This is a genomic window from Nonomuraea sp. NPDC051298 (genome assembly GCF_055586305.1).
Window position 1 is genome coordinate 339,000 of the sequence record NZ_JBVJIM010000010.1, and the last position, 22,470, is coordinate 361,469.

25 protein-coding genes and 1 tRNA gene are annotated in these 22,470 nt (G+C 64.1%); 10 read left to right on the top strand and 16 right to left on the bottom strand.

Annotation, left to right across the window (positions count from 1 at the left end; translation table 11 throughout):
• The first annotated feature begins 43 nt into the window (after positions 1-43).
• From ACZ6S0_RS28400 to ACZ6S0_RS28420, 5 genes are all read left to right on the top strand, one after another.
• Positions 44-493 (top strand): carboxymuconolactone decarboxylase family protein, encoded by a 450-nt coding sequence (locus tag ACZ6S0_RS28400; protein ID WP_465922348.1) that lies wholly within the window; start codon positions 44-46, stop codon positions 491-493.
• 169 nt (positions 494-662) lie between these two features.
• Positions 663-1,934 (top strand): MFS transporter, encoded by a 1,272-nt coding sequence (locus ACZ6S0_RS28405; protein WP_465922349.1) that lies wholly within the window; start codon positions 663-665, stop codon positions 1,932-1,934.
• Between the two features lie 391 nt (positions 1,935-2,325).
• The gene (locus ACZ6S0_RS28410) at positions 2,326-2,445 is read left to right on the top strand and encodes a DLW-39 family protein (RefSeq protein ID WP_020542320.1); all 120 of its coding nucleotides are present in this window, start codon (positions 2,326-2,328) and stop codon (positions 2,443-2,445) included.
• 15 nt (positions 2,446-2,460) lie between these two features.
• Positions 2,461-3,189 (top strand): HAD family hydrolase, encoded by a 729-nt coding sequence (locus tag ACZ6S0_RS28415; RefSeq protein WP_465922350.1) that lies wholly within the window; start codon positions 2,461-2,463, stop codon positions 3,187-3,189.
• 15 nt (positions 3,190-3,204) lie between these two features.
• Positions 3,205-3,277: transfer RNA gene (locus tag ACZ6S0_RS28420), tRNA-Ala, on the top strand.
• Between the two features lie 50 nt (positions 3,278-3,327).
• Here ACZ6S0_RS28420 and ACZ6S0_RS28425 read toward each other — a convergent pair.
• From ACZ6S0_RS28425 to ACZ6S0_RS28470, 10 genes are all read right to left on the bottom strand, one after another.
• Positions 3,328-4,527 carry a tyrosine-type recombinase/integrase gene (locus tag ACZ6S0_RS28425; RefSeq protein WP_465922351.1) on the bottom strand — a complete coding sequence of 400 codons (1,200 nt, stop codon included), beginning with the start codon at positions 4,525-4,527 and terminating at the stop codon, positions 3,328-3,330.
• Positions 4,527-4,757, bottom strand: a complete 231-nt coding sequence (locus ACZ6S0_RS28430) for an excisionase family DNA-binding protein (RefSeq protein WP_465922352.1) — start codon at positions 4,755-4,757, stop codon at positions 4,527-4,529. The genes ACZ6S0_RS28425 and ACZ6S0_RS28430 overlap by 1 nt, the downstream gene beginning before the upstream one ends.
• A complete protein-coding gene (locus tag ACZ6S0_RS28435) occupies positions 4,754-6,328 on the bottom strand; it encodes a replication initiator (protein WP_465922379.1) in 1,575 nt (524 codons plus the stop codon). Before ACZ6S0_RS28435 ends, ACZ6S0_RS28430 begins: the two co-directional genes overlap by 4 nt.
• A gap of 38 nt (positions 6,329-6,366) precedes the next feature.
• Positions 6,367-6,519 carry a hypothetical protein gene (locus ACZ6S0_RS28440; RefSeq protein ID WP_465922353.1) on the bottom strand — a complete coding sequence of 51 codons (153 nt, stop codon included), beginning with the start codon at positions 6,517-6,519 and terminating at the stop codon, positions 6,367-6,369.
• Positions 6,512-6,712 carry a hypothetical protein gene (locus ACZ6S0_RS28445; protein ID WP_465922354.1) on the bottom strand — a complete coding sequence of 67 codons (201 nt, stop codon included), beginning with the start codon at positions 6,710-6,712 and terminating at the stop codon, positions 6,512-6,514. Before ACZ6S0_RS28445 ends, ACZ6S0_RS28440 begins: the two co-directional genes overlap by 8 nt.
• Positions 6,712-8,130 (bottom strand): FtsK/SpoIIIE domain-containing protein, encoded by a 1,419-nt coding sequence (locus ACZ6S0_RS28450; protein WP_465922355.1) that lies wholly within the window; start codon positions 8,128-8,130, stop codon positions 6,712-6,714. Before ACZ6S0_RS28450 ends, ACZ6S0_RS28445 begins: the two co-directional genes overlap by 1 nt.
• An 88-nt stretch (positions 8,131-8,218) precedes the next feature.
• The gene (locus tag ACZ6S0_RS28455) at positions 8,219-8,536 is read right to left on the bottom strand and encodes a hypothetical protein (protein WP_465922356.1); all 318 of its coding nucleotides are present in this window, start codon (positions 8,534-8,536) and stop codon (positions 8,219-8,221) included.
• A complete protein-coding gene (locus ACZ6S0_RS28460) occupies positions 8,533-8,952 on the bottom strand; it encodes a plasmid replication, integration and excision activator (protein ID WP_465922357.1) in 420 nt (139 codons plus the stop codon). Before ACZ6S0_RS28460 ends, ACZ6S0_RS28455 begins: the two co-directional genes overlap by 4 nt.
• Before the next feature lie 118 nt (positions 8,953-9,070).
• On the bottom strand, positions 9,071-9,790 hold the full coding sequence (locus ACZ6S0_RS28465; RefSeq protein ID WP_465922358.1) for a GntR family transcriptional regulator: 720 nt from the start codon (positions 9,788-9,790) through the stop codon (positions 9,071-9,073).
• Between the two features lie 857 nt (positions 9,791-10,647).
• Entirely contained in the window at positions 10,648-10,824 is a 177-nt protein-coding gene (locus tag ACZ6S0_RS28470; RefSeq protein WP_465922359.1) for a hypothetical protein, read from the bottom strand.
• Between the two features lie 359 nt (positions 10,825-11,183).
• On the opposite strand from ACZ6S0_RS28470, the gene ACZ6S0_RS28475 reads away from it, so the two are divergent.
• Positions 11,184-12,401, top strand: coding sequence for an XRE family transcriptional regulator (locus ACZ6S0_RS28475; RefSeq protein WP_465922360.1), 1,218 nt, complete (start codon positions 11,184-11,186; stop codon positions 12,399-12,401).
• Here the strand turns inward: ACZ6S0_RS28475 and ACZ6S0_RS28480 are convergent.
• Positions 12,379-12,942 (bottom strand): NUDIX hydrolase, encoded by a 564-nt coding sequence (locus ACZ6S0_RS28480; RefSeq protein ID WP_465922361.1) that lies wholly within the window; start codon positions 12,940-12,942, stop codon positions 12,379-12,381. The genes ACZ6S0_RS28475 and ACZ6S0_RS28480 overlap by 23 nt on opposite strands.
• A 380-nt stretch (positions 12,943-13,322) precedes the next feature.
• On the opposite strand from ACZ6S0_RS28480, the gene ACZ6S0_RS28485 reads away from it, so the two are divergent.
• Positions 13,323-14,666 carry a hypothetical protein gene (locus ACZ6S0_RS28485; RefSeq protein ID WP_465922362.1) on the top strand — a complete coding sequence of 448 codons (1,344 nt, stop codon included), beginning with the start codon at positions 13,323-13,325 and terminating at the stop codon, positions 14,664-14,666.
• 587 nt (positions 14,667-15,253) lie between these two features.
• A complete protein-coding gene (locus tag ACZ6S0_RS28490) occupies positions 15,254-15,766 on the top strand; it encodes a hypothetical protein (protein WP_465922363.1) in 513 nt (170 codons plus the stop codon).
• 1,164 nt (positions 15,767-16,930) lie between these two features.
• On the opposite strand, the gene ACZ6S0_RS28495 is transcribed toward ACZ6S0_RS28490, so the two are convergent.
• From ACZ6S0_RS28495 to ACZ6S0_RS28505, 3 genes are all read right to left on the bottom strand, one after another.
• A complete protein-coding gene (locus ACZ6S0_RS28495; RefSeq protein ID WP_465922364.1) occupies positions 16,931-17,146 on the bottom strand; it encodes a hypothetical protein in 216 nt (71 codons plus the stop codon).
• A 357-nt stretch (positions 17,147-17,503) separates the two neighbouring features.
• The gene (locus ACZ6S0_RS28500; RefSeq protein ID WP_465922365.1) at positions 17,504-17,932 is read right to left on the bottom strand and encodes a hypothetical protein; all 429 of its coding nucleotides are present in this window, start codon (positions 17,930-17,932) and stop codon (positions 17,504-17,506) included.
• A 405-nt stretch (positions 17,933-18,337) separates the two neighbouring features.
• Positions 18,338-19,303 carry a hypothetical protein gene (locus ACZ6S0_RS28505; protein WP_465922366.1) on the bottom strand — a complete coding sequence of 322 codons (966 nt, stop codon included), beginning with the start codon at positions 19,301-19,303 and terminating at the stop codon, positions 18,338-18,340.
• A 186-nt stretch (positions 19,304-19,489) separates the two neighbouring features.
• Between ACZ6S0_RS28505 and ACZ6S0_RS28510 the strand changes: the two genes are divergently transcribed.
• On the top strand, positions 19,490-20,236 hold the full coding sequence (locus tag ACZ6S0_RS28510) for a hypothetical protein (protein ID WP_465922367.1): 747 nt from the start codon (positions 19,490-19,492) through the stop codon (positions 20,234-20,236).
• Positions 20,218-20,379 carry a hypothetical protein gene (locus ACZ6S0_RS28515; protein WP_465922368.1) on the top strand — a complete coding sequence of 54 codons (162 nt, stop codon included), beginning with the start codon at positions 20,218-20,220 and terminating at the stop codon, positions 20,377-20,379. Before ACZ6S0_RS28510 ends, ACZ6S0_RS28515 begins: the two co-directional genes overlap by 19 nt.
• A gap of 774 nt (positions 20,380-21,153) precedes the next feature.
• Here the strand turns inward: ACZ6S0_RS28515 and ACZ6S0_RS28520 are convergent.
• Entirely contained in the window at positions 21,154-21,708 is a 555-nt protein-coding gene (locus ACZ6S0_RS28520) for an SMI1/KNR4 family protein (protein ID WP_465922369.1), read from the bottom strand.
• Between the two features lie 106 nt (positions 21,709-21,814).
• Positions 21,815-22,369: a site-specific integrase gene (locus ACZ6S0_RS28525; protein ID WP_465922370.1), complete on the bottom strand. Its 555-nt coding sequence runs from the start codon at positions 22,367-22,369 to the stop codon at positions 21,815-21,817.
• Positions 22,370-22,470 lie beyond the last annotated feature (101 nt).

Consider the following 22,470-nt stretch of genomic DNA (forward strand, 5'->3'; position numbering starts at 1 on the left):
TTGGAGCTTATCTCGGGACAAGTTGGGCCGCGAAGATGACCGCATGACCGAACGGATGGATCTCGGAGCGCTGGCCGGCGAGGCGTACAAGGGGATGGCCCGGCTGGACGGGTTCGTCGCCCACAGCACGCTCCCCAAGCCCCTCCTGGAGCTGGTACGCCTGCGGGCCAGCCAGATCAACGGCTGCGCGTACTGCGTCGACCTGCACAGCTCCGACGCCAAGGCCGCGGGGGAGAGCGACGCCCGCCTGCACGCCGTCGCCGTCTGGCGCGAGGCGCCCTTCTTCACCGAGCAGGAACGGGCGGCGCTCGCCTTCACCGAGGCGGCCACCCGGCTGTCCACGGACGACATCACCGACGAGGTCTGGGAGGCGACCGCCCGGTGCTTCTCGGAGCCGGAGCTGGCCGCGCTGGTGGTGGCCGTGGCGGCGATCAACGCCTGGAACCGGATGGCGGCCGCGACGCGGATGACGCCCGAGTCGTACAAGCCATGAGATCCGTGCTGGCGAGCCACGAGGTGTCTTGGGAGCCACGAGGCGTGTCGTGGAGCCATGAGGTGCGCCTTCGGGAGCCGCGAGGTGTGTGTCCGTGAGCCGCGAGGTGTGTGTCCGTGAGCCGCGAGGTGTGTTGTGTGTTCGTGAGCCGTGAAACACCGCACGACTCATGAGATACCGACGGATCCTGGCACACGCGCAGCTCGCGAACTCCATCGGTGACGGCGTCTACCTCGTCACCTCCGCGTTCTACTTCGCCAGGATCGTCGGCCTCTCCGCCACCGAGATCGGCCTCGGCCTGACCCTGGGCTGGGCCGTCGGCTCCGTGGCCGGCGTGCCGCTCGGCCACCTGGCCGACCGGCGCGGGCCGCGCGGCGTCGCCGTGGTGCTCGCGCTCGCCACCGCCGCGGCGGTCGCCTCGTTCCTGTTCGTGCGCTCGTTCGCGCTCTTCACCCTGGTGGCCTGCCTGTACGGCACCGCGCAGACCGGGCTGTCGGCCGCCCGCCAGGCATTGCTCGCCGCCCTGGCCGAGCCCGCCGAGCGGACGTCCGTACGCGCGATGCTGCAGGCCACCCTCAACGGCGGTCTGGCCGCGGGCGCCGCGCTGGGTGGGCTCGCGCTGCACGCCGGCACCCGGGAGGGCTACCTGGCCGTGCTGGCCCTGGACGCCGCCGGCTTCCTGCTCGCCGCCGCGCTGCTGCTGCGACTACCGCCCGTACCGCCCTCAATACCGTCCTCCGTACCGTCCTCCGAGCCCACTGCCTCCGGCCCTCGGTCGGCGGTTTCCTCCGGCCCTTGGTCGGCGGTGCTCAGGGATCGGCCCTACGCGCTCATCACGTTGATCAACGCGGTGATGTTGTTCTACCTGCCGCTGCTCAGCGTGGTCGTACCGCTCTGGGTCGCCGACCGTACCAGCGCGCCGACCTGGGTGGTCTCCGTCCTGCTGCTGATCAACACGGGCGGTGTGGTGCTCTTCCAGGTGCGGGTGGCCAGGGGCGTCTGCGGGCTGGGGGAGGCCGCGGCGGCTGTGCGACGGGCCGGGTTCGTGATGTTCGCGGCCTGCGCGGTGTTCGCGCTGAGTCCGTACGGGTGGGTGTTCCTGCTGGTGGCGGCGGTGCTCCAGGTGATCGCCGAGCTGTCGCTGGCCTCGGGGGCCTGGGAGATCGGCTTCACGCTCGCGCCCGATGATCGGCAGGGGCAGTACCAGGCGTTCTTCGGCACGGGGACGGCCGTGGCCCGCATGCTCGGGCCGGTCGTCCTGACCACGCTCGTACTGGGCGGCGGGACGGCGGGCTGGCTGCTCACGGGGACGATGTTCGCGGCGGCGGGCCTGACAATGGGCCCGGCCGTCAGATGGGCAGTTGGTCAGGGACAAGATCACGCCCAGCCGAGAGCCGGACGACGACCGTTTCACGTGAAGCGGCACCCGCGAGGCGGCTGAAGCGGCACCCTTGTGGGTGGTTGCCGACCACGCAGGGCGGTCACCGGAGAGGCACAGGGCCCAGAACGAAAAAACATGTGCCGCGAAGAGGACATAAAAGGTGAGGTGGGACGACCTGCCTGCGCATCCCGGCAGGATATTTGGCATGATCGAGCTGTTGCTCAGGATGGATGCCCGGAACGACGGATGCCCAGAACGTTGTCGTCTGGGATGTCATCCAAGACGGGACGGGTATAGCGACCCCACCAGGGGTTGAACGCCCTCCCTTCACGCATTCCGCACATCTGACCCGTGCGCAACACAGGGAGCGCAGCCATAGCTTGCTAGGCTGCTTGTCAACCGTTGGGTCTCACCCCGGCAGGTGAGGCCGTCGAAGAAGTGGGGTCACACCGTGAAGAAGCTGCTCGTTCTGGCGCTGATCGCCCTTGGGGGGTTGCTGATCTGGCGCAAGGTTCAGGCCGACCGCGCAGAGCTCGATCTCTGGACCGAGGCGACCGGCAGCGAGAACTAACCGACCGGCGAGGCGATGAGTGACATCGTCCCCATCAAGCTGGTGTGCCTAGACCTGGCAGGCACCACAGTCGGTGACATCGCCATGGTGGAGCGCGCCTTCGCCGAGGCGATCGCGACCCAAGGCATTGTGCCCGGGACCGGAGCGTACGCGCGAGCCATGGTTCACGTGCACCGGTCCCGGGGCTGCCCCAAGATCGACGTCTTCCGCGGGATCTTCCCCGGAAACGAGGCCCAGGCCCAGGCGGCGAACCTGACGTTCGAACGCTCCTACGAGGGCGCCATCGAGCGGGCAGGTCTCACACCCATGCCCGGAGTCCTCGAGGTCCTCGACAAGCTCCGCGGCACCGGCCTCAAGCTCGCCCTGATCACCGGCTTCAGCCGTACGACGCTGAGCCGCGTCCTGGGCATCCTGGGCTGGCACGACAAGATCGACCTGGCCATCACCCCCGAGGACGCCGGCGGCCGCGGCCGCCCCTGGCCCGACATGGTCCTGCACGCCGTGCTCCGCGCGGGGGTGGACGACGTACGCCAGGTGGCCGTCCTCGGCGACTCGGAGAGCGACATGCTGTGCGGCAAACGCGCCGGCGCCTCGATCGTGGCGGGGGTGATGACCGGCGTACACAGCAGGGAACGCCTGCTCAAGGGCGGCGCCACCCACATCCTCGACTCAATCGCGGACTTTCCGAGCTTGATCCTCAGCGACGACCTTGGTACGACGCAGGTAGCTTCTTCCGCCCGGTAAGCTATCTTCGTCGAAGGGGCCTTAGCTCAGTTGGCAGAGCGCCTGCTTTGCAAGCAGGAAGTCAGGAGTTCGAATCTCCTAGGCTCCACACATACAAAAGCCCAGGTCAGCGGCCTGGGCTTTTGATCTTGCTGGGGGCTATTCGGGGCCTCGTGCCCGTTGCGTGCCCGATGGCTTGTCAAGCGCGCCGCGTGCGAGACCGTCGAGCTTCTGGGCGACCTCGCGCTGACGTTCGTCGGTGGAGTGCTGGTAGATGATCGCGGCGCGCGTGCTGGTGTGTCCCATCCTTGCCATGAGGTCGCGGATGGACGCGCCGGCGTTGGCCGCCAGGGTGTTGCCCGTGTGGCGTAGGTCGTGGAAATGGATCTTCGGCAGGCCCGCGTCCTTGAGTGCCTTTCGCCACACGCGACGGTTGAAGTTGGTGTTCCGGATCGGCCCGTCATCGGGACCGGCGAAGACCAAGCCCTCTTGCCCGTCCTGGGTGAAGTCCTTCACGTGTGCCCGCAGTTCGTCAATGATCAGCGAGGGGAGCGCCACGGTACGCTTGCCCGCCGACGACTTCGGGTCGGTGAAGATCAGACCCTTGCCAGTGATCTGGATCAACTGGCGCTCTATCCGGACGGTTCCGGCGTCCAGGTCGAGGTCTCGGCGCTGGAGTCCGGTGATCTCGCCCCACCGCAAGCTTGCGAACGTGCCCAGCAGGACAAGCGCCCGGTACCGATGTTCGATCACATCGACGATCCGGTACACCTCCGCGACCGTGAGCACCGGACGCTCAGGTGACCGTTCCTGACCGGCACCCTTGATCCGGCAGGGGTTGCGCTTGATGATCAGATCATCCACGGCCGTGGTGAGGATCGCCTTGAGGAGCCGATACGCCTTGGCCGCCGTGACCTCGCTGACGCCCTGGTCGATGAGCTTCTTGCGCCACCGCCGCACGTGTGGTTCCTTGATCTCGTTCAGCGGCTTGTCCTCGAAGGTGGGCGCGATGTGCCTGCGGAGGAGGTAGCCGTACAGTTCCACCGTCCGAGGACGCAGGCCGGGACGCTCGTTGATCCAGTCCTGGGCGTACTTGCCGAATACGATCTTGCCGGCGTCGGGGTCGATCCATTCGTCTTCCAGGATCTGCGCCTCGATCTTGGTCAGCCAGACCTCAGCATCCGTCTTGGTCGCGAAGGTCTGGGGTGCGGGGCGATCCACGCCGTCAGGACCCGCGTACCGAGCTTGGAACCTGCCGGACGGCAGTTGACGGACTCGACCGAAGCGCCTCTTCGCCGGCTTCCGCTTTCGGGAACGGCGAGGTTCTTCCTCAGGCGTTGCCACTGCGGTCTTGATCATTACGCGGCCCTCCTGCGTCGCGTGGTGATCGGTTCGACGAGCCCCGCAGCAATGAACGCCTCAAGCGCCGCTTCGGGGATGCGGACGTTGCGTCCGAGGTGCACGAAGGCGATCCGCCGCTCCTCGATCAGCCGTCGAGGGAAACGGACCGAGGTGTTCAGCCGATCGGCGGCCTCTTCGACGGTGAGCAACCGGCCCCGAGCCCAGTCGGGGAGCGTGGTGGAGGTCATGCAGCCCTCCCCGTCTTTTCAGTTGCCGAAAGATCCTGGCCGTCTGCTTGGGCTTGGAGGTGGGCCAGGTGGGCGCGCCATCGTTGGCGTTCAGCCACCGTGCGGAGCAGGCGTACAGCCAGCGGTGGCACGTTGGCGTCTCCGGCCGGGACGGGCTTCCAGATGTAGCGGTGCGGATCGGTGGGTTCGTCGGCCTTGCCGAGGGCTTCCAGGACCCAGGTGCGGCGGTCTTGCTTGTGTTCGGCGAGGGTCTTGTTGGACCACTTGCGGGAGACCAGGACGCGGCGTCCGGCGTAGCCGAGGTGGTCGGGCTTATGGGCCTTGCCCCGGCATCGGCCCGGGACCATGCCGGGCTTGGCATCTTTGGGTTGGATTCCGTAGCGCAGCCAGTTGGCGCAGGTCGGGGAGCAGGGCTCGAACCGCAGCGCTTCGGCCAGCCGTGCGGTGTGCTCACGCTGCGCCTGGCCGTCGGTGTCGAGACTGTTGCCGAGGCTCTTGGTCAGGTATTTGGACAGGTACCGGATGCACTGGTCGGCGTCTGGGGTACCCGCAAGCACGCCCTGCACGTCGACCTGTGCGCCGAAGCGCAGCACATGCAGTGGATCGGCTGTCTCGTCGGCGTCGAGCTGGTCGAGGGCCTCGTCCCATGTCGGGAGCACCTCGTCTGTTTCGGGGTCGAGGTAGCCGGCACCCTCGCCCCATACGGGCAGGTGGTCACCGTCGAAGACGACGCGATTCACCGAGGGCCACCACACCTGGTGGTAGGTGGCTGCCGCGATCTGCTTGATCTCGGCGCGGGGGAGGGTGCCGCGGATGGCCATGTGCAGGTGTGGGGCGAGGCGCTTTTGGGATTCGACGGTGGCGAAGTATTGGACGTCGTAGCCTGCGACGCGGCGTAGGTTCTGGACGAACCGGTCGACGAGCTTGGAGAAGTGCAGGGCATCGCGGGCGGCCCGTGCGTAGTCGTAGGTCTCGGGATCGACGGGTACCCCGTCCTTGATCTTGCCGTAGGACGGGAGTGTGAGGGTGACGAACAGCGAGGGCCGGTAGGTCTTGCCGTCCGAGCTGGTGAACGTGCGCCCGAGTGTGGTGGCGGTCATCTTGCGCTTGGGCAGATCCGGGGCGTCTTGTCGCCGCCGCGTTGAGCGGGAGCGCTTGGGCGTGGTACGGCCGAGCACGTTGCCGCGCATGCCCGCCGCGTTGATCTCCTCGTCAAGCTCCGCGATGACCGCGTCCAAGTCGGTTGTGTCATCGCCGGACTGTTCGGCCTTGTCGCGTTGGGCCTGGATGTCGGCGCGGAACTCGATCAGCCAGCGTTGTTCGTCGTTCGGGGGGTCAGGGGTGATGGTGGGTTCGTGGTCGAGGTGCCAGCCTTCCCGGCATTGGGCCATGCGGAGTTGCCGGTTGCGCTTGGCGCAGGGCGGGCACACGGCGTCCAGGGTGGCGCCGCACGGGACGTCGATGATCTCGGCGTGTCCGGTGTGGGTGTCGATTCGCTTGAGTGCGACGGGGCGGATGCACACGCCGTGCTGCTTGGCGACCTCTACGGCGACGTCGCGGGCCCGGGGCATGCGCAGGCGCTTGGCGCGGGGCACTGAACGGTCGTAGGTCACGCGCCCTCCTCGGTGTCGGTGACGATGAGGGCGCCTTGGCCGCACTCGCGGCACTCGACCAGGCCCGCCGCGAGGTCCATCCAGAGGGTGTCCTCGGTGAGGCAGGACGAGCAGCGGAGCCCGGTGAGGAGGTAGGCCAGTTCACGCATCCTCGTTCACCTCCGTCTCGGTGAGTTCGGCGCACAGCCGGTAGTGCTCCTGGTAGGGGTGGCGCAGGATGTGCGGGCGGAAGAGTTCGAAGACGCGCAGCCGGGGCACGTCGCGTGTGGTCAGCAGGATCATCAGCGGGCGGCCGGCGACGAGGGTGATCTCTTTGGCGGTGCCGTGGAAGCAGACGCGCATTAGGCACCGCCCGCGAAGGTGTCGGCCATGGCGCGGATGTCGTCGTCGGAGACGTAGGCGGCGCGGACCCGGATCGGGTCGGGGCTGGTTTCGAGCCGGACGTATCCGATGCCCGCGCCCTGTTCGGGGATGGGCGAGATGTGGTCGGCCAGGGCGCCCCGGTCGCGTGCGCTGTCACCGAGAACCATGTCCACCTGTTCGGACTCGTCCAGCCGGAGGGCGATCTTGTCGGGGAACAGGTTGCGGATGCTCATGACCTCCTTGCGGGGATCCTGGAGTGCCGCCAGCACCCCGACACCGACCGCGCGGCCTTGAGTGGTGAGGATGGCCAGGGCTGCGGAGATACGACTCCTGAGCCGCTTGTCGGGCTGGTAGGCGGTCAGGAACGCCACCTCGTCGACGACGACCAGGACGAACGGATCCTCGACGGTCGGCACGTGGTTGCGCTGGAGTCCGGCGAAGCGTGCCGCCCGTTCCTGCATGATCTCGACCGCCTGATCGAGCAGGTCGGCGCAGTCGTCGGGGGTGGCGGCGTAGCGGGGGCCGAATAGGGCTTGTCCGTAGGACAGTTCCATCAGCTTGGGATCCAGCGCCCACAGCTCGACCAGCCCCGCGTGGGCGGCTGGGAGGAGCCCGCGGACGACGGACCAGATGATCGAGCCCTTGCCCGCCCCGGTGGCGCCGGCGACCAGGACGTGAGTGCCGTGGACCTTGAGCCGCCACGGTCGTCCGTCCTCCTGTTTGCCGACCTCGACCGCGCCGACGTTCGGCTCAGTGGGCAGGGGTATGGCGGGGATGGGGGTGTCCAGCGGGTCGGTACGCGGGAACGTGAGGGTGATCCGGCCCGCCTTTGATTGGGCGACGCGGCAGGAGGTGGCGCCGAAGCCTTGGGCGAGGTGGTCGAGGTGATCGGTCCAGTCCTTGACCGCTTGTCCCTTGAGCATGCGCACGGTGACCTGGTCCGCCCATGCGGTACAGGTGACCTTGCCAAGCCGGGGCAGGTAGTCACGGCCGCGGAGGTGCCTTCCGAGCCCGGAGACGATCATGACGGGTTGCCAGTGTCGCCGGTAGACCCAGATGAGCCGCCACCAGGCCAGCAACCGCCGGCCGACCAACCTGACGAAGGAGGCCCGATCGATCAGCGCCCAGGCGATCAGCCCGGACGGTACCGGTGCGGACACCAGGAGGGCGACCTGCCAGCCGTACAGGACGGTGAGCACAGCGGGGGCGACTACGACGAGCGTGGCAACCGGGTGCCGCCAGATCGCGCGGACGAGTCCGGCCAGGGTGCGTCCGGCGAGGATGAGCAGGGTGAGGATGGCTGGGGTGGTGACGACGGCCGGGCGGAAGACGACGGCCGTGTCCGGCGTGGTGGTGACCAGATCTCGCGCCTGGTCACCGGGAAGCCGCCTGAACATAGGCTGGGAACCTCTCGTGATGTGGAGTCAGGGGAGAACCGAGGGGCCGCCGGAAGTTGCCGCTTCTGGCGGCCCCGCCTTACGTGGGTCAGGTCGCCGGGGTGGCGGCGTCCTTGCAGGTGGCCGACTGTTCGGCGCGCATGCGCTCGCAGTCGGCCAGGTAGCGAGCGGCGGCGTTGAAGAGTTCACGGGCGATGGACAGGTCGGCGTCGTTGACCGGTCCGCCCGCCGTGGTGGAGATGTGGACGTGCGCCTCACTGGAGCTGAACTCCAGGTAGGGGCGGGGGTCGTCGCCCAGCGTTCCGGAGCTGACTCGCAGCTCGGGGGTGTAGAAGGAGATCCGGATGTGCGGCGTGGAGTCCGGCCGCATCGACATCGTCATGTAGGTGTAGGGGCCGGAGGTCATGCCGCCGCATCCCTGTTGGCCGGTGCCGCGGCCTGCTGCTTGGAACGCGCGGGGCGCATGCCGGTGGCCCGGTAGGAGTAGGTGAGGCGTCCGGCGGGGTTGACGTAGGGGGTGACGGTCATGCCGGTGAACTCGACCGGCGCGATCGGCAGCCCGGCCACCGGGGGCGGCGCGATGGGGGCCGTCTGGGAGAGGATCTTGACCGCGACGGTCTTCTGAGCGGCCTTGAGGGTGGTGTCTCCGTCCATGACCGGGACCTGCCAGATCGGCTCACCGGTGGTCTTGTCCTTGGCGTAGACGGTCTTGCCGTTGGTGGATGCCTCGAAGTTCTTGACCTGTTCGACCTGCCCGACCAGGAAGCAGCCGTGGGGGAACGCCTGCTCGAAGGTGATCGGGATGGGGCCTTGGAGTGCCATGGGGTTCCTCTCGCTCTGGACGCGCCCTTTGTTCGCTCGTCCACTTGTCCGCATAAGTTGAGAGTAGATGAACGCAACTCATCCGCACAAGTGGATAACTCAGATGGGCGGGTAAGACTTAGCTGACCTTGAAGACATCCTCAAGCTCATGCAGGCTCCCCGGCAGAGCCAGGCTCACCACCATCAGCACCGCGCCGGCCGGGTCATGCACCGTGGCCAGCACGCCGAGCACCGGGTTGGACGACCCGAGCAGCTCGACCTCCTCCTTGGTCGGCTTGCGCGCGGTCACCCGCTCAGTGATGTGATCAAACCGAAGATGCTTGACCGCCTGGAGATGCTGCCGGATACCCCGACGCAGAGGCTCAGGCTTGTCCAGATCCGTCCCGAGGGCATGCTCCAACGGCACCCACACCGTCTCCACCGCCGACACCACATCGCCCTGCCGAGCCACCCGCTTACGCATGACCACCGCTGTCTGCTCGGCGACACCCAGCAGACGCGCGACATGCCGAGGAGCCGGAACACGCCCAGCCTCCACCACCGCATCGGGACTTTCCCCCTGATCGGTGGTGGCCTGACTGGGCCGCACCCGGCCGACGTCCGCACTCTCCGGACGCCCCTTCACGAACGACCCACGCCCGTGCTCACGCTCGATCCACCCCTGCATCGCCAGGGTCTGAAGAGCCCGCACCACCGTCGTACGACCAACGCCAAGCTCACGCACCAACTGCGTCTCAGACGGCAGCATGTCACCCGGGGCGTACTCGCCCGACTCGATCCGCTCCTGAATGGCCCGCATCACCTGGGCGTACTTCGGTGGGGCGAAGTCCATGCTCATCTCAACCGCCCGTTCACTCTTGCACTTGTGCGCATAAGTACAGTACCGGTTGACGATGGGCTTGTCAGGACCCGTCCGCCAAGCGCGAACCACCCACCAGCTCAACACACCTCGGACACGCCCTGGACACGCTGGGCGAGAAAGGCACGGACCACCCGCAGATAGGCAACGGCGCCACCGCCGCCGAGCACAAGCCCATACGCCGACCGGCAAGCACGGCATGCGGAACGACGCGGCTCCCGTCCTTCCCCAGTCCTGTCACGTATTCAGGACCAGGGGCAGCAACGACGAGATCAGCTTCGTCCAATTCAAGGTCGTCCCAGTGGAACGGCCAGCGCCGCGCACCACCAGGAAGATCCAACGGCGAATCGTCCAACTCAACCAGACCCACCGAGCCAAGGCGTAGTTCCGCCACCACAACTCCCTCGCGACCGACCAGGGCCGACGCATGAGCACGCGTATGGGCATGACTGTGCAAGGCGTCAACAACCACCACCCTGCGACCAACGCGCCAACTCACTGCGGTTCCGCAGAGAGTGACTCTTGACGGCCCGCCGCCGAGCCTCCGACACGGTGCTGGGCATGTAACTCCGCATACCGCATGGCTATACGGCGAGCCGCCCGAAGAGGATCACTCGCCGAATGCCACGCATAAATGACGTGCCGCCGTTCGGCGTTCCATCCAGTACGCCACCAAAAGCGCGCACCATCGCACCACACAACCAGGCCGACCCAAACCGACACCAACGCCAGCCCATAACCGTCATGGACCTCGGCGCTGATTCCATCCCGTCGCAAAGCCTCCCGCAGGACATTGGCCGACCAGCACGGATCCACACCGGGCGTAATGGTGGAGATCATTTGGCCACCCGCTCGAACCGTACCGATCCCGCCGGATCGAGATAGGCACGGAAAACCTCGCGCCTTGACCAGCCGTCCACCGCCGCGCCGAAGTCGTAGACCGCGTGCACGATGCCGCCCTGGATCGAGGCGTCCTGCGGCAGCCCTCGCATCGCTTTGCGCAGCTCGTCCATCGCCGTGGCCTGGAAGCCGCATGAACCGCACGGCCCAAGCGCCTCACCCTGCGCCGTCGCGATGCGAACTTCCCACTCAAACCGCTCATGCGGCGTCTCAACCGGAGAGGGACAGTGCAGGCACTCCTCACGCGCAGAGGCCGCCATACCGAGCCCAGACGCCGTCACATGGCCCCGCCGTGTGACGATCTTCCAGCCTCGCCCGTCGCATTCCGTACATCTGACTGGCGTTGTCATGCCGGACAGCATGGACGCCATACCGATTCATACCTATCCCACGCTGGTATCCCACCATGGGATATAGGCTCGCCAACACCTCAATGCATGATTCCCGGGATCCCATAAGTTGGAGGCCCAGAATGCAAAAAGGCATGGCCAGCCGGATTGAGATACCTCCGGCCGTCTGGGACTCTGATGCCACACAAGAAATACTGAAAAACCGCGACTTTGCCGGACTTTTCGCCATTGCTGTAAAATACGGCGCCAGTCAGGTACGCATCGGCGCAGTCGCCGAACTCGGACAACCCGCCGTCAACGCCATCCTGCACGGCAAACGATCAATAGCCGACCTCAACGTCATCGAACGCGTAGCCATCGGCTTCAACCTCCCCGACCACGCCCGCATGCTTCTCGGCTTGGCCCCGAAAGACCTAGCCTCACCCACAGGCGACCACAACGACGAACACCAGGAACAGACCACCGAACTCACCGCCCGCCTCGACGCCGCCGCAGCCATCGACCCCACCACGGTCATGATCCTGCACACCGACACCAACAACCTGCGCTACCTCGACCGCAAGCTCGGGGGCCCCGCCATCGCCGACAAGATGCGCGCCCAAATCAGCCAGATCGAACGCGCCCACCGCCACGCCATCCGCCCAGGCATCCGCGCCAAACTCGCTCACCTCCTCGCCGAAACCGACTCCCTCGCCGGCTGGCAAGCCATCAACACCCTCGCCCTCAACGACGCTTGGACCCACTACGAACACGCCAAAGCCGCCGCCCACGAAGCCGAAGACCCCGCCGTCCTCGCCTACGTCTCAGGCGAACAGGCATACGTCCTGATGGAACTCGGCCGCCCCGCCGAAGCCGTCGAACTCCTCCAACACACCCACGCCCAACACCGCACCCACATACCAGCCCGCCTACGCACCTGGCTCTCAGCCGCCGAAGCAGAAGCCGCCGCCATCCTCGGCGACGAACCCACCTGCCGCCGAGCCCTCGACCAAGCCGCCGCCCTCCTCCCCGAAGGCGACGCCGACCCGGACACGCCCTACCTCTTCATCAACCAACACCACCTGGCCCGCTGGCGCGGCAACTGCCTCGTACGCTTCGGCGACCCCGCCACCGCCGACGACCTCCGCTCAGCCCTCGCAGGCATGGACGGCACCTACAACAGAGCCGAATCCGGCGTCCGCTGCGACCTCGGCCACGCCCTCCTCGCCGCCGGCGACCCCGAAGCCGCACAACCTCACATCCACCGCGCCCAACAACTCGCCACCATGACCGGCAGCCGCCGCCAACGCCGCCGCATCGACGAACTCTCCAAAGCCGTCAACCGCGCCCTCGGCCACTGAGCCACACCTGAGCCTGAAGCAACCCGATCAACGTCCCCGACGTCCAGATATCCCCACGCGCGATCATCGAGGGCACCTCCGCCATCGGAACCCACTCAATCCGATCGGCCTCCACCTCCCCCTCAGGCGAGCCCACCAACTCAGCCCCCCGCGCCACGAACAGCAGGTGCTCCGCATCCACCATGCCGGCCATCGGCTGATAGCTCACCAGATGCTCAACATGCTTCGGCCGATACCCAGTCTCCTCCTCCACCTCCCGCGCAGCGGTCACCATCGGATCCTCACCCGCGTCGACCAACCCACCGGGTAGCTCCCACCCCCACCGATCGAACACGAACCGATGCCGCCACATCAGCAACACCCGATCCCGCTCATCCAGCACCACCGCGATAGCCGCCCGATCCAGATGCACCACGTGATGCTCGAACCGCTCACCACCCGGGATCTCCACGTCGGCAAGCCCCAGCCGGATCCACCGGTTGTCGTAGATCAGCCGTTCCCCATGCACAACCCAGCGAGTCAACTCAGCGTCATCAGCCACACCGCGAAGCTACCCCCTTGCACCTGCCGGGTACACAGCTTCCGACTGGAACCGGAGAAGGTTGCCGAGTTGTGCCTATACGGATCAAGGGCGGCGCTCCGCGCCGCCACGCGGCCCATCGCCCGCCCGGCGGCCGGGCGTGCGGCCTGGGGGCCGGTCCCGGCCGCCGGCGACTCGGGCCGCATCCCACCTGATATCTACAGCCCCGGAAGCGGGCACCGAAGTCTTTAGTCCGGCTCTGTCTTTAGTCCGGCTCTCTGCGATGACGTCGGCCAACTCTGTATCGCCTATAATGAGGGCTGCTCGCTCCTCCCCCCAGATCGATAACCCAGAGTACATACCGGTAGACGGTTCGACATAGCGGTGAGACCATGCAGGACATGATGGATCTCAACGTGGCGCTCTGGGCGGCCGATGATTTCCTGCCAGAGGACTGGCCGTGGGATCTTCCTAATAGGGTAACAGATGTGTTTTACCGAACCAGGGCTCCAAAACGGCGCTCGGTGCTGATCGGCCTTGCCTACCCTGAAGCTCTCGGTTTCGAAGGACTAGGAATCTCCATAGTAATGCTGGGCGTTGCAACTCGCAGCCAGGCAGTCGCATACAAAAAAGACCGTGTTACTATCGAATCCCTTATGCGCCTGTCTAACCCAATACCTGTTGAACGGCTACAGCGGAATAGCCCTGACTATTTCGAGCAGCTACCTCAGCCACTCCGCGTAGTTCAACTCCATAAGCGAGCGACGAGCGGCCTGTTGCGTATAATTCACCAGGAATCCGAAGAAGTCGCAAGATGGTTGGACAATCTTGCGGCATTGAACGAGCCAATTTTAGGCTTGACGGGACTTCGAATTCGAGAGGAAACGGATGCGGTTGAGCTGGCAATAGCCATGGCCGACGTATCTCTGCCGGAGGAAATGCAACGCTCCATCAATTCGCGGGCCGACAGCCGTGTACCTTTTAGTGGAATAATCGAGGCTTATGCCCTCGCGTCTGTCAGGGAAGATGACCTAATCGCCGAAGATCTAAGAAGATTTATGCCTGGCGGACGCATTCGGCTGCAAAACCCAATCCTTGCAAGATTCACAGATGGCGACTTTGCTCTCACCATAATGAATGTAAACAAAATATCCTTAGAGACGGCCCTCGGAGTCGATCTGCTATATTGGGACAAAGTGACAAATGCTATAACCCTGCTCCAGTATAAGCGGCTAAAGCAACGACCAGCAACAAGCCGCCCAACCCAAGAGAAGTGGGCGTTCACAGATAGGTCTGCACTGGTTGAGCAATTAGAGTTGATGGATCTAGGATTCGACAGCCCTACCACAGTTGCTGATTGGAGGCTCGACTCTAGTCCATTTTGGTTCAAATTTGTACGCACCAAGGATTTCAACCCCGCAGATTCGTCTGTCCTTAGAGGCATGTACGTACCGGCTGAATACCTTGCGCTTGGGGTTGACGATAATTGTTTTAACACAGGCCCCAGATCAGGATTTGAGATCACCTACAGTAATACGAAGTATATTCCTCGAGAGCCATTCGTCGAGCTGGTCAGGCGCGGCTTTATTGGAACAACGCAAGCCGAAAAGATACGAGTAACCACAATACTCGCGCAGCTGTCAAGATCTCGTGAAGTGGTTTTTGCAACAAAGACCGCCGCAGCGGAGCAGGAGAAAACATTCAGACGGCGCCCTCCGGGGCGTCGCGCTTCGCGTTTCTCCTGAGTTGGCCCACCTCTGTCGGCTGTTTCTGACGCTGGAACACCGCCACGCAGATGCAGCTCTACGATCGCCATGCGGTGGTTGGCCGCCGTGCGGGTTGGGGGCGATCGGTGGGCCGGGCCTCGTTCCTCGGCTCGGCCAACCGGGTGACGGAGCTGGGCACCGTTGCGGGATATCTGCGGGATGGTGGCGCCGGCCGGGCGGTTGCCGAAAGGCTGCGGTACAGGTCGGGAGGGGGATAGTGGGCGTGGTTGCCATTCCACTTCTAATCCGATGACCCTTCGTCCTCCTCGCTGCTTGAGTCTCCCGGCTGTGCCGAGGAGCGCACTGGGCCCCTTGTCTCAGGTCGCGAGGATGATCGCCGGGCCATTAGAGGGCCATTAGGGGCGGTCAACAGGGGGTAGTCACGGTCACTTGCGGACTGCCGCTCGCCCAGGTCGCGGACGTATCCCCTGGTGATCAGGCCGATTTGCAAGCAGGAAGTCAGGAGTTCGAGATCTGCGGTATCGCAGTTACCCTTTCGCACAAACGTACGCATCCCCTAATCTGGCGTCGCTCAAGCACCGATGACCGCGAGGCGGAGTCTCTCTATGGGCGTCCTGTACGACTACTATCGAGCCGCGAACCGCGAGGCAGCGACAGTGAGGCCAGACCTCGGACACGCCGGCGTTCGTTTCCTGCGAGGCCAGCCCTCTTTTGACGGGGTGGACGCGAAGTTCATCGACCCAGGGGTGATTCTCGGCCAACTCATCGGGTTCATCCGAGGTGTCCCCTGGTCGGTTGATCTTGTCGAGATGGAGGAGATCTACCCCCCGACAGAAGGAGCGCCTACGACGGAGGAAGAGTGGGACGCGTTGCCGGAGGACTCTCCATACCTCGACGGCCCGGGGATCGAGGAACTGTCGGCATCTGTACGCGACACTCTCGCGGATGTGGATGACGAACGTCTGCCCGAACTCGCGCGGCAGTGGGCGGAAATCGAGGAGTTCAGCACTTGGAGCGCCGACAACGGGTATCTGCTGTCGCTCATCGAAGCATTCGTTGGTTTGGCTCGGCGCGCCAAGGGAGAAGATCAGTTGCTCTACTGCTGGATATGCGTCTGAGGCTTGTCGCGGAGCCCGTGCCCGTTGCGTGCCCGATGGGACGGGAAACCGAGGGCAGCAGCGGGGAGTCACAGGGAAGGCGATCAACGCCTTTACCTGCGTTCCCGCACGTCAGCCAAGATCGTCGTAGCTATTTGCAAGCAGGAAGTCAGGAGTTCGAATCTCCTAGGCTCCACCCCAGGTCAAAGGCCACTTCCTATGGTCGGGAAGTGGCCTTTTCGATCTTGTACAGCTGCAAAGTACAGCTACAGCCCCAGCGCTCTCCGTACGGACGTCCGTGCGTACTCGCTGGCGTGGTCAGTTCAAGTACGGCATCCAGGTTCCACGCGAGTGGCAGCGTGCTGCTGGTCTTCGACCTATCTTCGCAGGTCAATGGCGGGCGAGCCCGTTTATCTCACTGAAGAATGCATATTTTCGAAGCTCGCCCACCTGAATACAAGAGAGACCCTTGATACTTGTGCGACAGAATGGCTAGACTGGCAATACTTCGTAAGAGCCTCGGGTTGTAGACCCCCCTGTGCGGTCCTGTGTTGCGCCAGCCAATGCCTCACGAGGGCCGTTCTTGGGTGGCGTGGACGTGGACTTGCGCCGGAAGTGAAGTGCAGCTAAATGCCCTATTATCCTGGCAAGCGACTGCCGGAAAGGGATAAGGTGGCAGCTGCATTTAGAAAGGCCCGGCTGCCGCGCCAACGGCTTCCGGGCCCTTCTGTATGAAGTTGAGTCTAGGACTCTTGCTCCGTCTTGCTTCACTGTGCTTCATTTTATTCCAAGTTAGTTGTAGCACCTTGTAGCGTGTTGTTGCAAGTTGGTTCTAGGCGCGGCGATTCCTTGCAGATGTAAGACCTAAGGAGTCTCAGTGTCCGGATCTTCAACATCCCGCGTTCGTATCGACATCTCGGCCCCTAGGGGGTGGGGTTCCTCTCTCAAAGGAATCCTGCTCGTGATCGTAGTCGTAGTGCTGGTCCTGCGAGATGTCAACATCCTGACGTAACGACTCAGGGCAGCTTGTCTTGGGGATGACCGTCCTTTGTCAGTCAGTCATCCCCAAGACTAAGAAGCGAACTGTTCGCCAAGCCTTTTGAGCGCCTTGCGGGTCTCTTCAGACGAAACCTCGCTGTACACTCATTGTCGCGGCGATCTGGCTGTGGCGAAGAATCTGCATGGCTACGCGTGGGTGTACGTTGAGTGCAACGAGCAGAGAAGCGCAGGTCTTACGAGTCGCGTGAACGTGAATTCTGCGGTGATGTCGCCACCGAGATCCTGGACCCGAGCCCGCAGCAGCAGCTTGATCTCCTCGACAAGGCGGCCCTTCATATCCAAGCTCATTTGGGCTAGCGCCTGCTCATACAGGCGCGCTACTTCGTTGACCTTCTCGTTCACCAAGCGCTCGATTTCTCGACTATTGAACCTCAAGCTCGATCTCATGTCTCACCCATCCGGCTCCGACATCGTTGTGGAGACGACCATATGGGCCACGTCTGACACTTTCTCGTCGACCGTATGCAGGGCAACCTGGTTCCGTTCGCCGAGATGATGGCTATCTTCAGCGAACGATCCTGCTAATACGCTTGCTAACAACAGTTCTGGACGATCACGGATGCCTGTGGATGGGCGGCTCTCCAGAGCACAGCGTGGCCTGGGCGTAGGGAGAGTCATGGACGTTTGTGGACGATCGTGTTCTCACTCGTAATGATGCGTTCTGAGGGTGAAGCGGATGGGTCATGGTGGGATCTCGGCCTACTTCGTGCGCACGGTTACTTCCGCTCGTCGGGCGTGAAAGAGCAGGCGCAGTATGAAGGTGTCCAGTGTGAACAGGTCGGTGCCGTCCCAGTCAAACTGCTCGACCTGTCCCGGCGGAGCATCGGGATTGGCGTTCACGCAGTCATGGCCCTCCTGGTTCTCGTGCCACTCGACGAGGCGGACGTCCTCGAACCGGAAGACCACGGCAGGCGTCTTCGACAGTTCGGGTGGAGTCCACTGCGGGTTGTAGAGAAACTCCAGCTCCAACGTCGGTGGTCTGCCGGGCTCATAGGTCAGGCGCCGGAAGTCGGTGTCGTGGAGGTAGATGTGGGCACCCTCATTGGTCCAGAACTCGTACGGCCCTCCCTTGGAAGTGATGCCACGATCTTTGTCCTTGGCCACGCCGGCGAACTCGGTTACTGGCATGAGGGCATGATCTTATAGATCGAAACGATCTGGTGGATCCGGGAGCTGGTTCCCGACGCGCGTAGGGTTCTGGTCGTTGTTTGTCTCACAAGCGGGGCAGATCGCAGGAGTTGGAGAACTGAGCCGTAATGATGCGGTCAGTGCCCCGTGGGGATGAACGTTCCGGCCGGCGTTTTGCAGGACTTCCCTGAGATGTCTGCGGATGTCGAGGGGTTGTTGGTGTACGGGAGCCAGGCCCGCCGAGATGCCGTGCCCGATTCGGACCTGGATGTGCTGGCCCTGGTGACGACTCAGCGACCCAGCACGGACTCCGGTTACGTGCAGGTGAGCTGTAGACATCCATCGTCATTGAGGACCAGGCCAGGGGGCACGGTTCTTGGCACTGAACCCCAGTCGATCCAGGGTCTAGACATCTGGCAATTCGGGTACCCGCCAAGTGATCAAAAAGCGCTGCTCGGGGGGAAGACCCGGCCGCCCGACTGTCCTGCCCTCTTTGACGAGGTAGGTAAAGACCAGCAAGTGGGCCTCCTGGGAGACCTCCAGCCAGCTCTCCGGGGAGAGCGTCATAACCTCCCTCATGAGGCTCGGATCCGACTCTGCGCGCAAGATCTCCTCGCGCTCTTCCTCTTCCAGGCTGTCGTCGCAATGAAACGCCTTGATCGAACGCGCCAGCAGGTTCGGCTCGGCGCGCAGGCGCCGCAGAATCTGGTCGCAGGCGAAGTCGAAGGCCTCTCGGGCCGTGTCTTCATCCATCTCCTGGCTGGGGGACTGGTAGCCATACGGGCTGCCCCCCTCTTCGCCCACGTACTCGCCCTTCAGAATGCGCAGCAGGGCGTACAGGAAGAACTCAGCGCCGTACTGCTCGATGACGCGGAGGTTGACCTTCACCCACTCGTCTTCGGAGATCAGAGGATCGTGTCGGGCGGTGAGCGCCGGGTCGAGCTCGACAGCATTGAAGGGGTTGATCATCACTCCCGCGACCATCTCGGGAGTCCAGGAGCCGCCATCATCACCCCAGCTCTGCGCTAGGACGAATTCCCGGGCCGACTTCAGAGCGCCCGCGTCGCCTTCCTTGACTGCGCGCCACAGCGGAAGGAAGCGCGCCACCTCGATATCAGGGTCCCGCGGCGGTCGGCAGCAGCCCGCGAGGAACGAGACGATCGACTCGACGGTCTCCCAGCGGGGTGAGCGCAAGCCCTTGAGCGTGCTCCGAACGCCCTCGTGGCTAACCGTCGCGGGATAGGGACCATGCTTGATCGAATCGCTGACCCGGCGGTGGCTGGGCCGCCCCGCCGCCCGGTGGAGCTCCTGAAGCGCCGTTGTCAGCTTTCCAAGAGCCTCGTGACTTTCCGGGTGCGGTGAGGTTGACATGGGCGGCACCCTTGATCCCTTCAGGCGTCAGATTTTGTCAACAGTCTAAGGAGGGTGGGGAACACGCGAGTCAGCTTCCGCTAATTTCCGCGATCGGCTGTCAACAGCCGACACCCTTGGCTTGAGGGCGTTGAAGATGGTTGAGGCGGCAGAAAACCGCTCGCGCCGTTCAGCGATGGAGGGGCCATGCATATACCTGCGTATGCTCAGGACGAGCTCCTGGACGCAATGCCGACTACAACGAGCGAGAACCAGGCGCTGGGCGTGAATTGCGCCCTGTGCGACGAGCCCTTTGCAAGTCCTGGGAAACAGCGCGTCGCGGTGGAACCCGGCAACGACGATTCCCTCTACGCGTGCCGCGACTGCCTCACTGCATTCGTCGCCCAGGTCCGCCGAGAGCGCCACGCTGCGAGCAGACGCGCTGTGCAGAGCGCTGGCGACACATTGCCACCAGCGCTGAAGCGCTACCTGTCGTCGATCGAGAACGTTCGGCGCGCGGGAGAGGCGGTAGAGCACCTTGCCGAGGCTGGGAATCTGGAGCCACTGCAACTCGCTTGGCTAGTGGTCTCTCTGGAGTCCGCCCACGCATGGGCGATGGAGGAGCGACCCGAGTCATTATCTCCCGAGGGCGGCGCTGAAGTGAAACGCATTGAGTTCGCACTCTTCCTCCAGATGCACCAGGTCAGGAGCCTAGTGGCGAACGTTTTCACCTATTACCTCATCAATGAGGCTGCCCCAGCCGAGCCCGAGACGTGCGCTGAGTTCGAGTGCCCGTCGGACTGTCAGGGGCGCCACAACGTCGAACACATCGACTGCGGTCCCGACGAGATCTATGAAGCTTTGGAGCGGCACGGCGTGACCGTTCGGGAAGAGGACGCTGACCGGGAGGACGATATGAACGTGGAGGTTTCCTCGTGGACTGGAACACCCTGACACTTTTCATGCTCGCGGGCTTCGGCTTCCTCACCCTCATGATCACTCAATTGAGGGAGGTCTTGGCCAAGCTCCCGGAGCTGATTCGGATGTTCCGCGCGGTTCGCCGTGCGATCGACAAAAAAGCGAATAAGCAGGAGTGACTGGTTGTGCTGATCTCTTAACCTTCTCGGAGGATTGTCGCGGCCGACGTCCCGATGTTCATTGGGGAGTGCTGCGCAGCAGCGCCACACGGCAACACGGTCGCCTTCGACCACACAGCACGGCCCATATCGACCGCTTAACCAGTGCGGGATGAGGGGGCGCTCCGACTCCGGGATGATCACCGTGCCACAGGCCAGGGCCACGGGTACCAGATCGTTCGTCCGCTGGGGCGCTCCATCTGGTACTCGTGGCCCTGGCCCGCTTCCCCCTCGGGTGGGTCGACGGCAGACGGGATGATCAGAGGGGCAGGGTGCGCGCGTCGCGCGGGAAACACAATGCCGCGGGCTGATCGTCGTGCCATTAGCGTGCCATTAGGGGGGTCAACAAGGGTCAGTCACGGTCACTGGCTGACGGCCTGCCGTCCAGGTCGAGGTGGTTGTCATCGAAGATCAGACCGATTTGCAAGCAGGAAGTCAGGGTTCGAATTTCCTAGACTCCACCCCAGGTCAAAGGCCACTTCCTCAGGTCAGGAAATGGCCTCTTCTATCTCGTACAGCTGCAAAGTGCAGCAACGGCGGCGCTGCTCAACTACCAGGCGAATCTCAATCGCACGGTGGTGTTCTTGATTGACCAATGCCGCACCAGTAGCCGCCTGCCTGCACGGCCGTTGATCATTAGTGCGGTGCTCGGGAAAGGTTCGCCGGGATCACGTCGGCCCGTGTGGAGAGGCACAGCCGGGCAGGGATGGACGCGATCCCCTACCGCCGGAGGACTCAAAGTCGTCTGCGTGGGGTACACAGGTCCTTCATCAGGTCCCAGAAGGACCTGTGGCGATTGGCGCCAGGCATCCAGGCCGCGAGAAGCCATGCCTCCCACTCGCCATCAGAGGTCGTGACGTGGGGGTTGAGAAGGAGGTCCCCATCCCACTGCCCGACGAGAAGGGCGTCCGGCAGGTATTCGTTTCTGATGTCGTGGCTGTTCTGCTCCCTTCCGTAGACAAAGTAGAGGTCATCGGGCACGCTCGGGCGCTCTTTATCTCTGGGCGATGTCCAGGCTTCGACCGTTGAGGGCCAGACGTCACGAAGCCAGCCGACTTCCGCGACCGGCCACAGGGAGTACTCCTCGACGCCCCAGCCGTCAGAGAAAAGCAGGAACTGCCGATAGCTCGGCGGCAGGCTCACACCCAGCCGCTCTTCGAGTTGACTGACTTCCAACTCGCCGGCCGGAGGGTGGAGACCGTGGCCCGGCGGCAACGGCGGATGGTCTGGACGATCGGCCATCGGCTCATCCTCCGGCAACAGATCAGACCATGCGTACGCGGTATTCATAGTGGGTGACGCTATCTGCCGCGACTGACCTTTCATCAGGCGTAGGGCACCGCAACATGAAGGCCACCCCAGAAGGGATGGCCTTTAGCTTCCAATGCTGCGCTTTCTATCGTTCCAAATGGTCTCCCAGGCAGTTGAGTGCCTTACGCGTCTCCTCCGAGGACACTTCGCTGTAGATGTTCATAGTCACCGCGATCTGCGGGTGGCGAAGAATTTGCATGGCGACGCGGGGGTGGACGTCGAGGGCGACGAGCAAGGACGCGCAGGTCTTGCGGGTCGCGTGGACATGAACTTTTCGCACCCCCGCTTTGGCACAGGCGTTGGCGAAGCTGCGGCGGAAGTTGGACGGTTCGATCGGCCGGCCACTGCCGGTGGTGAAGATGAGGCCGGTCTCCTGCCAGCCGTCCCCTGCCGCTTCTCGGGCAGTGTCGCGTCTCCGTAGCCGGGCATGGAGGGCCGTCGTGACGATCTCGGGGAAGGGCAGTGTGGCGTCGGAGGCGTCCGTCTTGGTTTGGCGGTGCAGTAGTTTGCCTCCGACTCGCTGGAGTTGCCAGCCGATCGTCATCCCGGCCTGGTCGAGGTCGACGTCTTCCCAGCGCAGGCCGAGCGTTTCGCCGAGGCGCAGTCCGAGGACGTACACCTGGACGTAGGCCGGGTACATGGGGTCTGGGCTTCCCCTCGTAACGTGGAGACCGAACCAAGAGAGGTTTGGTCGTGGCAGGAACCACGAGACGCCGTTTTGATCCGGAGTTCCGGGCCGGA

Excerpts from the sequence above, each read along its gene's own strand:
- ACZ6S0_RS28400 (WP_465922348.1), top strand. The coding sequence starts at position 44 with ATGACCGAACGGATGGATCTCGGAGCGCTGGCCGGCGAGGCGTACAAG.
- ACZ6S0_RS28405 (WP_465922349.1), top strand. The coding sequence starts at position 663 with ATGAGATACCGACGGATCCTGGCACACGCGCAGCTCGCGAACTCCATC.
- ACZ6S0_RS28415 (WP_465922350.1), top strand. The coding sequence starts at position 2,461 with ATGAGTGACATCGTCCCCATCAAGCTGGTGTGCCTAGACCTGGCAGGC.
- ACZ6S0_RS28425 (WP_465922351.1), bottom strand. The coding sequence starts at position 4,527 with ATGATCAAGACCGCAGTGGCAACGCCTGAGGAAGAACCTCGCCGTTCC.
- ACZ6S0_RS28430 (WP_465922352.1), bottom strand. The coding sequence starts at position 4,757 with ATGACCTCCACCACGCTCCCCGACTGGGCTCGGGGCCGGTTGCTCACC.
- ACZ6S0_RS28435 (WP_465922379.1), bottom strand. The coding sequence starts at position 6,328 with ATGCCCCGGGCCCGCGACGTCGCCGTAGAGGTCGCCAAGCAGCACGGC.
- ACZ6S0_RS28440 (WP_465922353.1), bottom strand. The coding sequence starts at position 6,519 with ATGCGTGAACTGGCCTACCTCCTCACCGGGCTCCGCTGCTCGTCCTGC.
- ACZ6S0_RS28445 (WP_465922354.1), bottom strand. The coding sequence starts at position 6,712 with ATGCGCGTCTGCTTCCACGGCACCGCCAAAGAGATCACCCTCGTCGCC.
- ACZ6S0_RS28450 (WP_465922355.1), bottom strand. The coding sequence starts at position 8,130 with ATGTTCAGGCGGCTTCCCGGTGACCAGGCGCGAGATCTGGTCACCACC.
- ACZ6S0_RS28455 (WP_465922356.1), bottom strand. The coding sequence starts at position 8,536 with ATGACCTCCGGCCCCTACACCTACATGACGATGTCGATGCGGCCGGAC.
- ACZ6S0_RS28460 (WP_465922357.1), bottom strand. The coding sequence starts at position 8,952 with ATGGCACTCCAAGGCCCCATCCCGATCACCTTCGAGCAGGCGTTCCCC.
- ACZ6S0_RS28465 (WP_465922358.1), bottom strand. The coding sequence starts at position 9,790 with ATGAGCATGGACTTCGCCCCACCGAAGTACGCCCAGGTGATGCGGGCC.
- ACZ6S0_RS28470 (WP_465922359.1), bottom strand. The coding sequence starts at position 10,824 with ATGGACGAGCTGCGCAAAGCGATGCGAGGGCTGCCGCAGGACGCCTCG.
- ACZ6S0_RS28475 (WP_465922360.1), top strand. The coding sequence starts at position 11,184 with ATGCAAAAAGGCATGGCCAGCCGGATTGAGATACCTCCGGCCGTCTGG.
- ACZ6S0_RS28485 (WP_465922362.1), top strand. The coding sequence starts at position 13,323 with ATGATGGATCTCAACGTGGCGCTCTGGGCGGCCGATGATTTCCTGCCA.
- ACZ6S0_RS28490 (WP_465922363.1), top strand. The coding sequence starts at position 15,254 with ATGGGCGTCCTGTACGACTACTATCGAGCCGCGAACCGCGAGGCAGCG.
- ACZ6S0_RS28500 (WP_465922365.1), bottom strand. The coding sequence starts at position 17,932 with ATGCCAGTAACCGAGTTCGCCGGCGTGGCCAAGGACAAAGATCGTGGC.
- ACZ6S0_RS28505 (WP_465922366.1), bottom strand. The coding sequence starts at position 19,303 with ATGTCAACCTCACCGCACCCGGAAAGTCACGAGGCTCTTGGAAAGCTG.
- ACZ6S0_RS28510 (WP_465922367.1), top strand. The coding sequence starts at position 19,490 with ATGCATATACCTGCGTATGCTCAGGACGAGCTCCTGGACGCAATGCCG.
- ACZ6S0_RS28520 (WP_465922369.1), bottom strand. The coding sequence starts at position 21,708 with ATGAATACCGCGTACGCATGGTCTGATCTGTTGCCGGAGGATGAGCCG.
- ACZ6S0_RS28525 (WP_465922370.1), bottom strand. The coding sequence starts at position 22,369 with ATGTACCCGGCCTACGTCCAGGTGTACGTCCTCGGACTGCGCCTCGGC.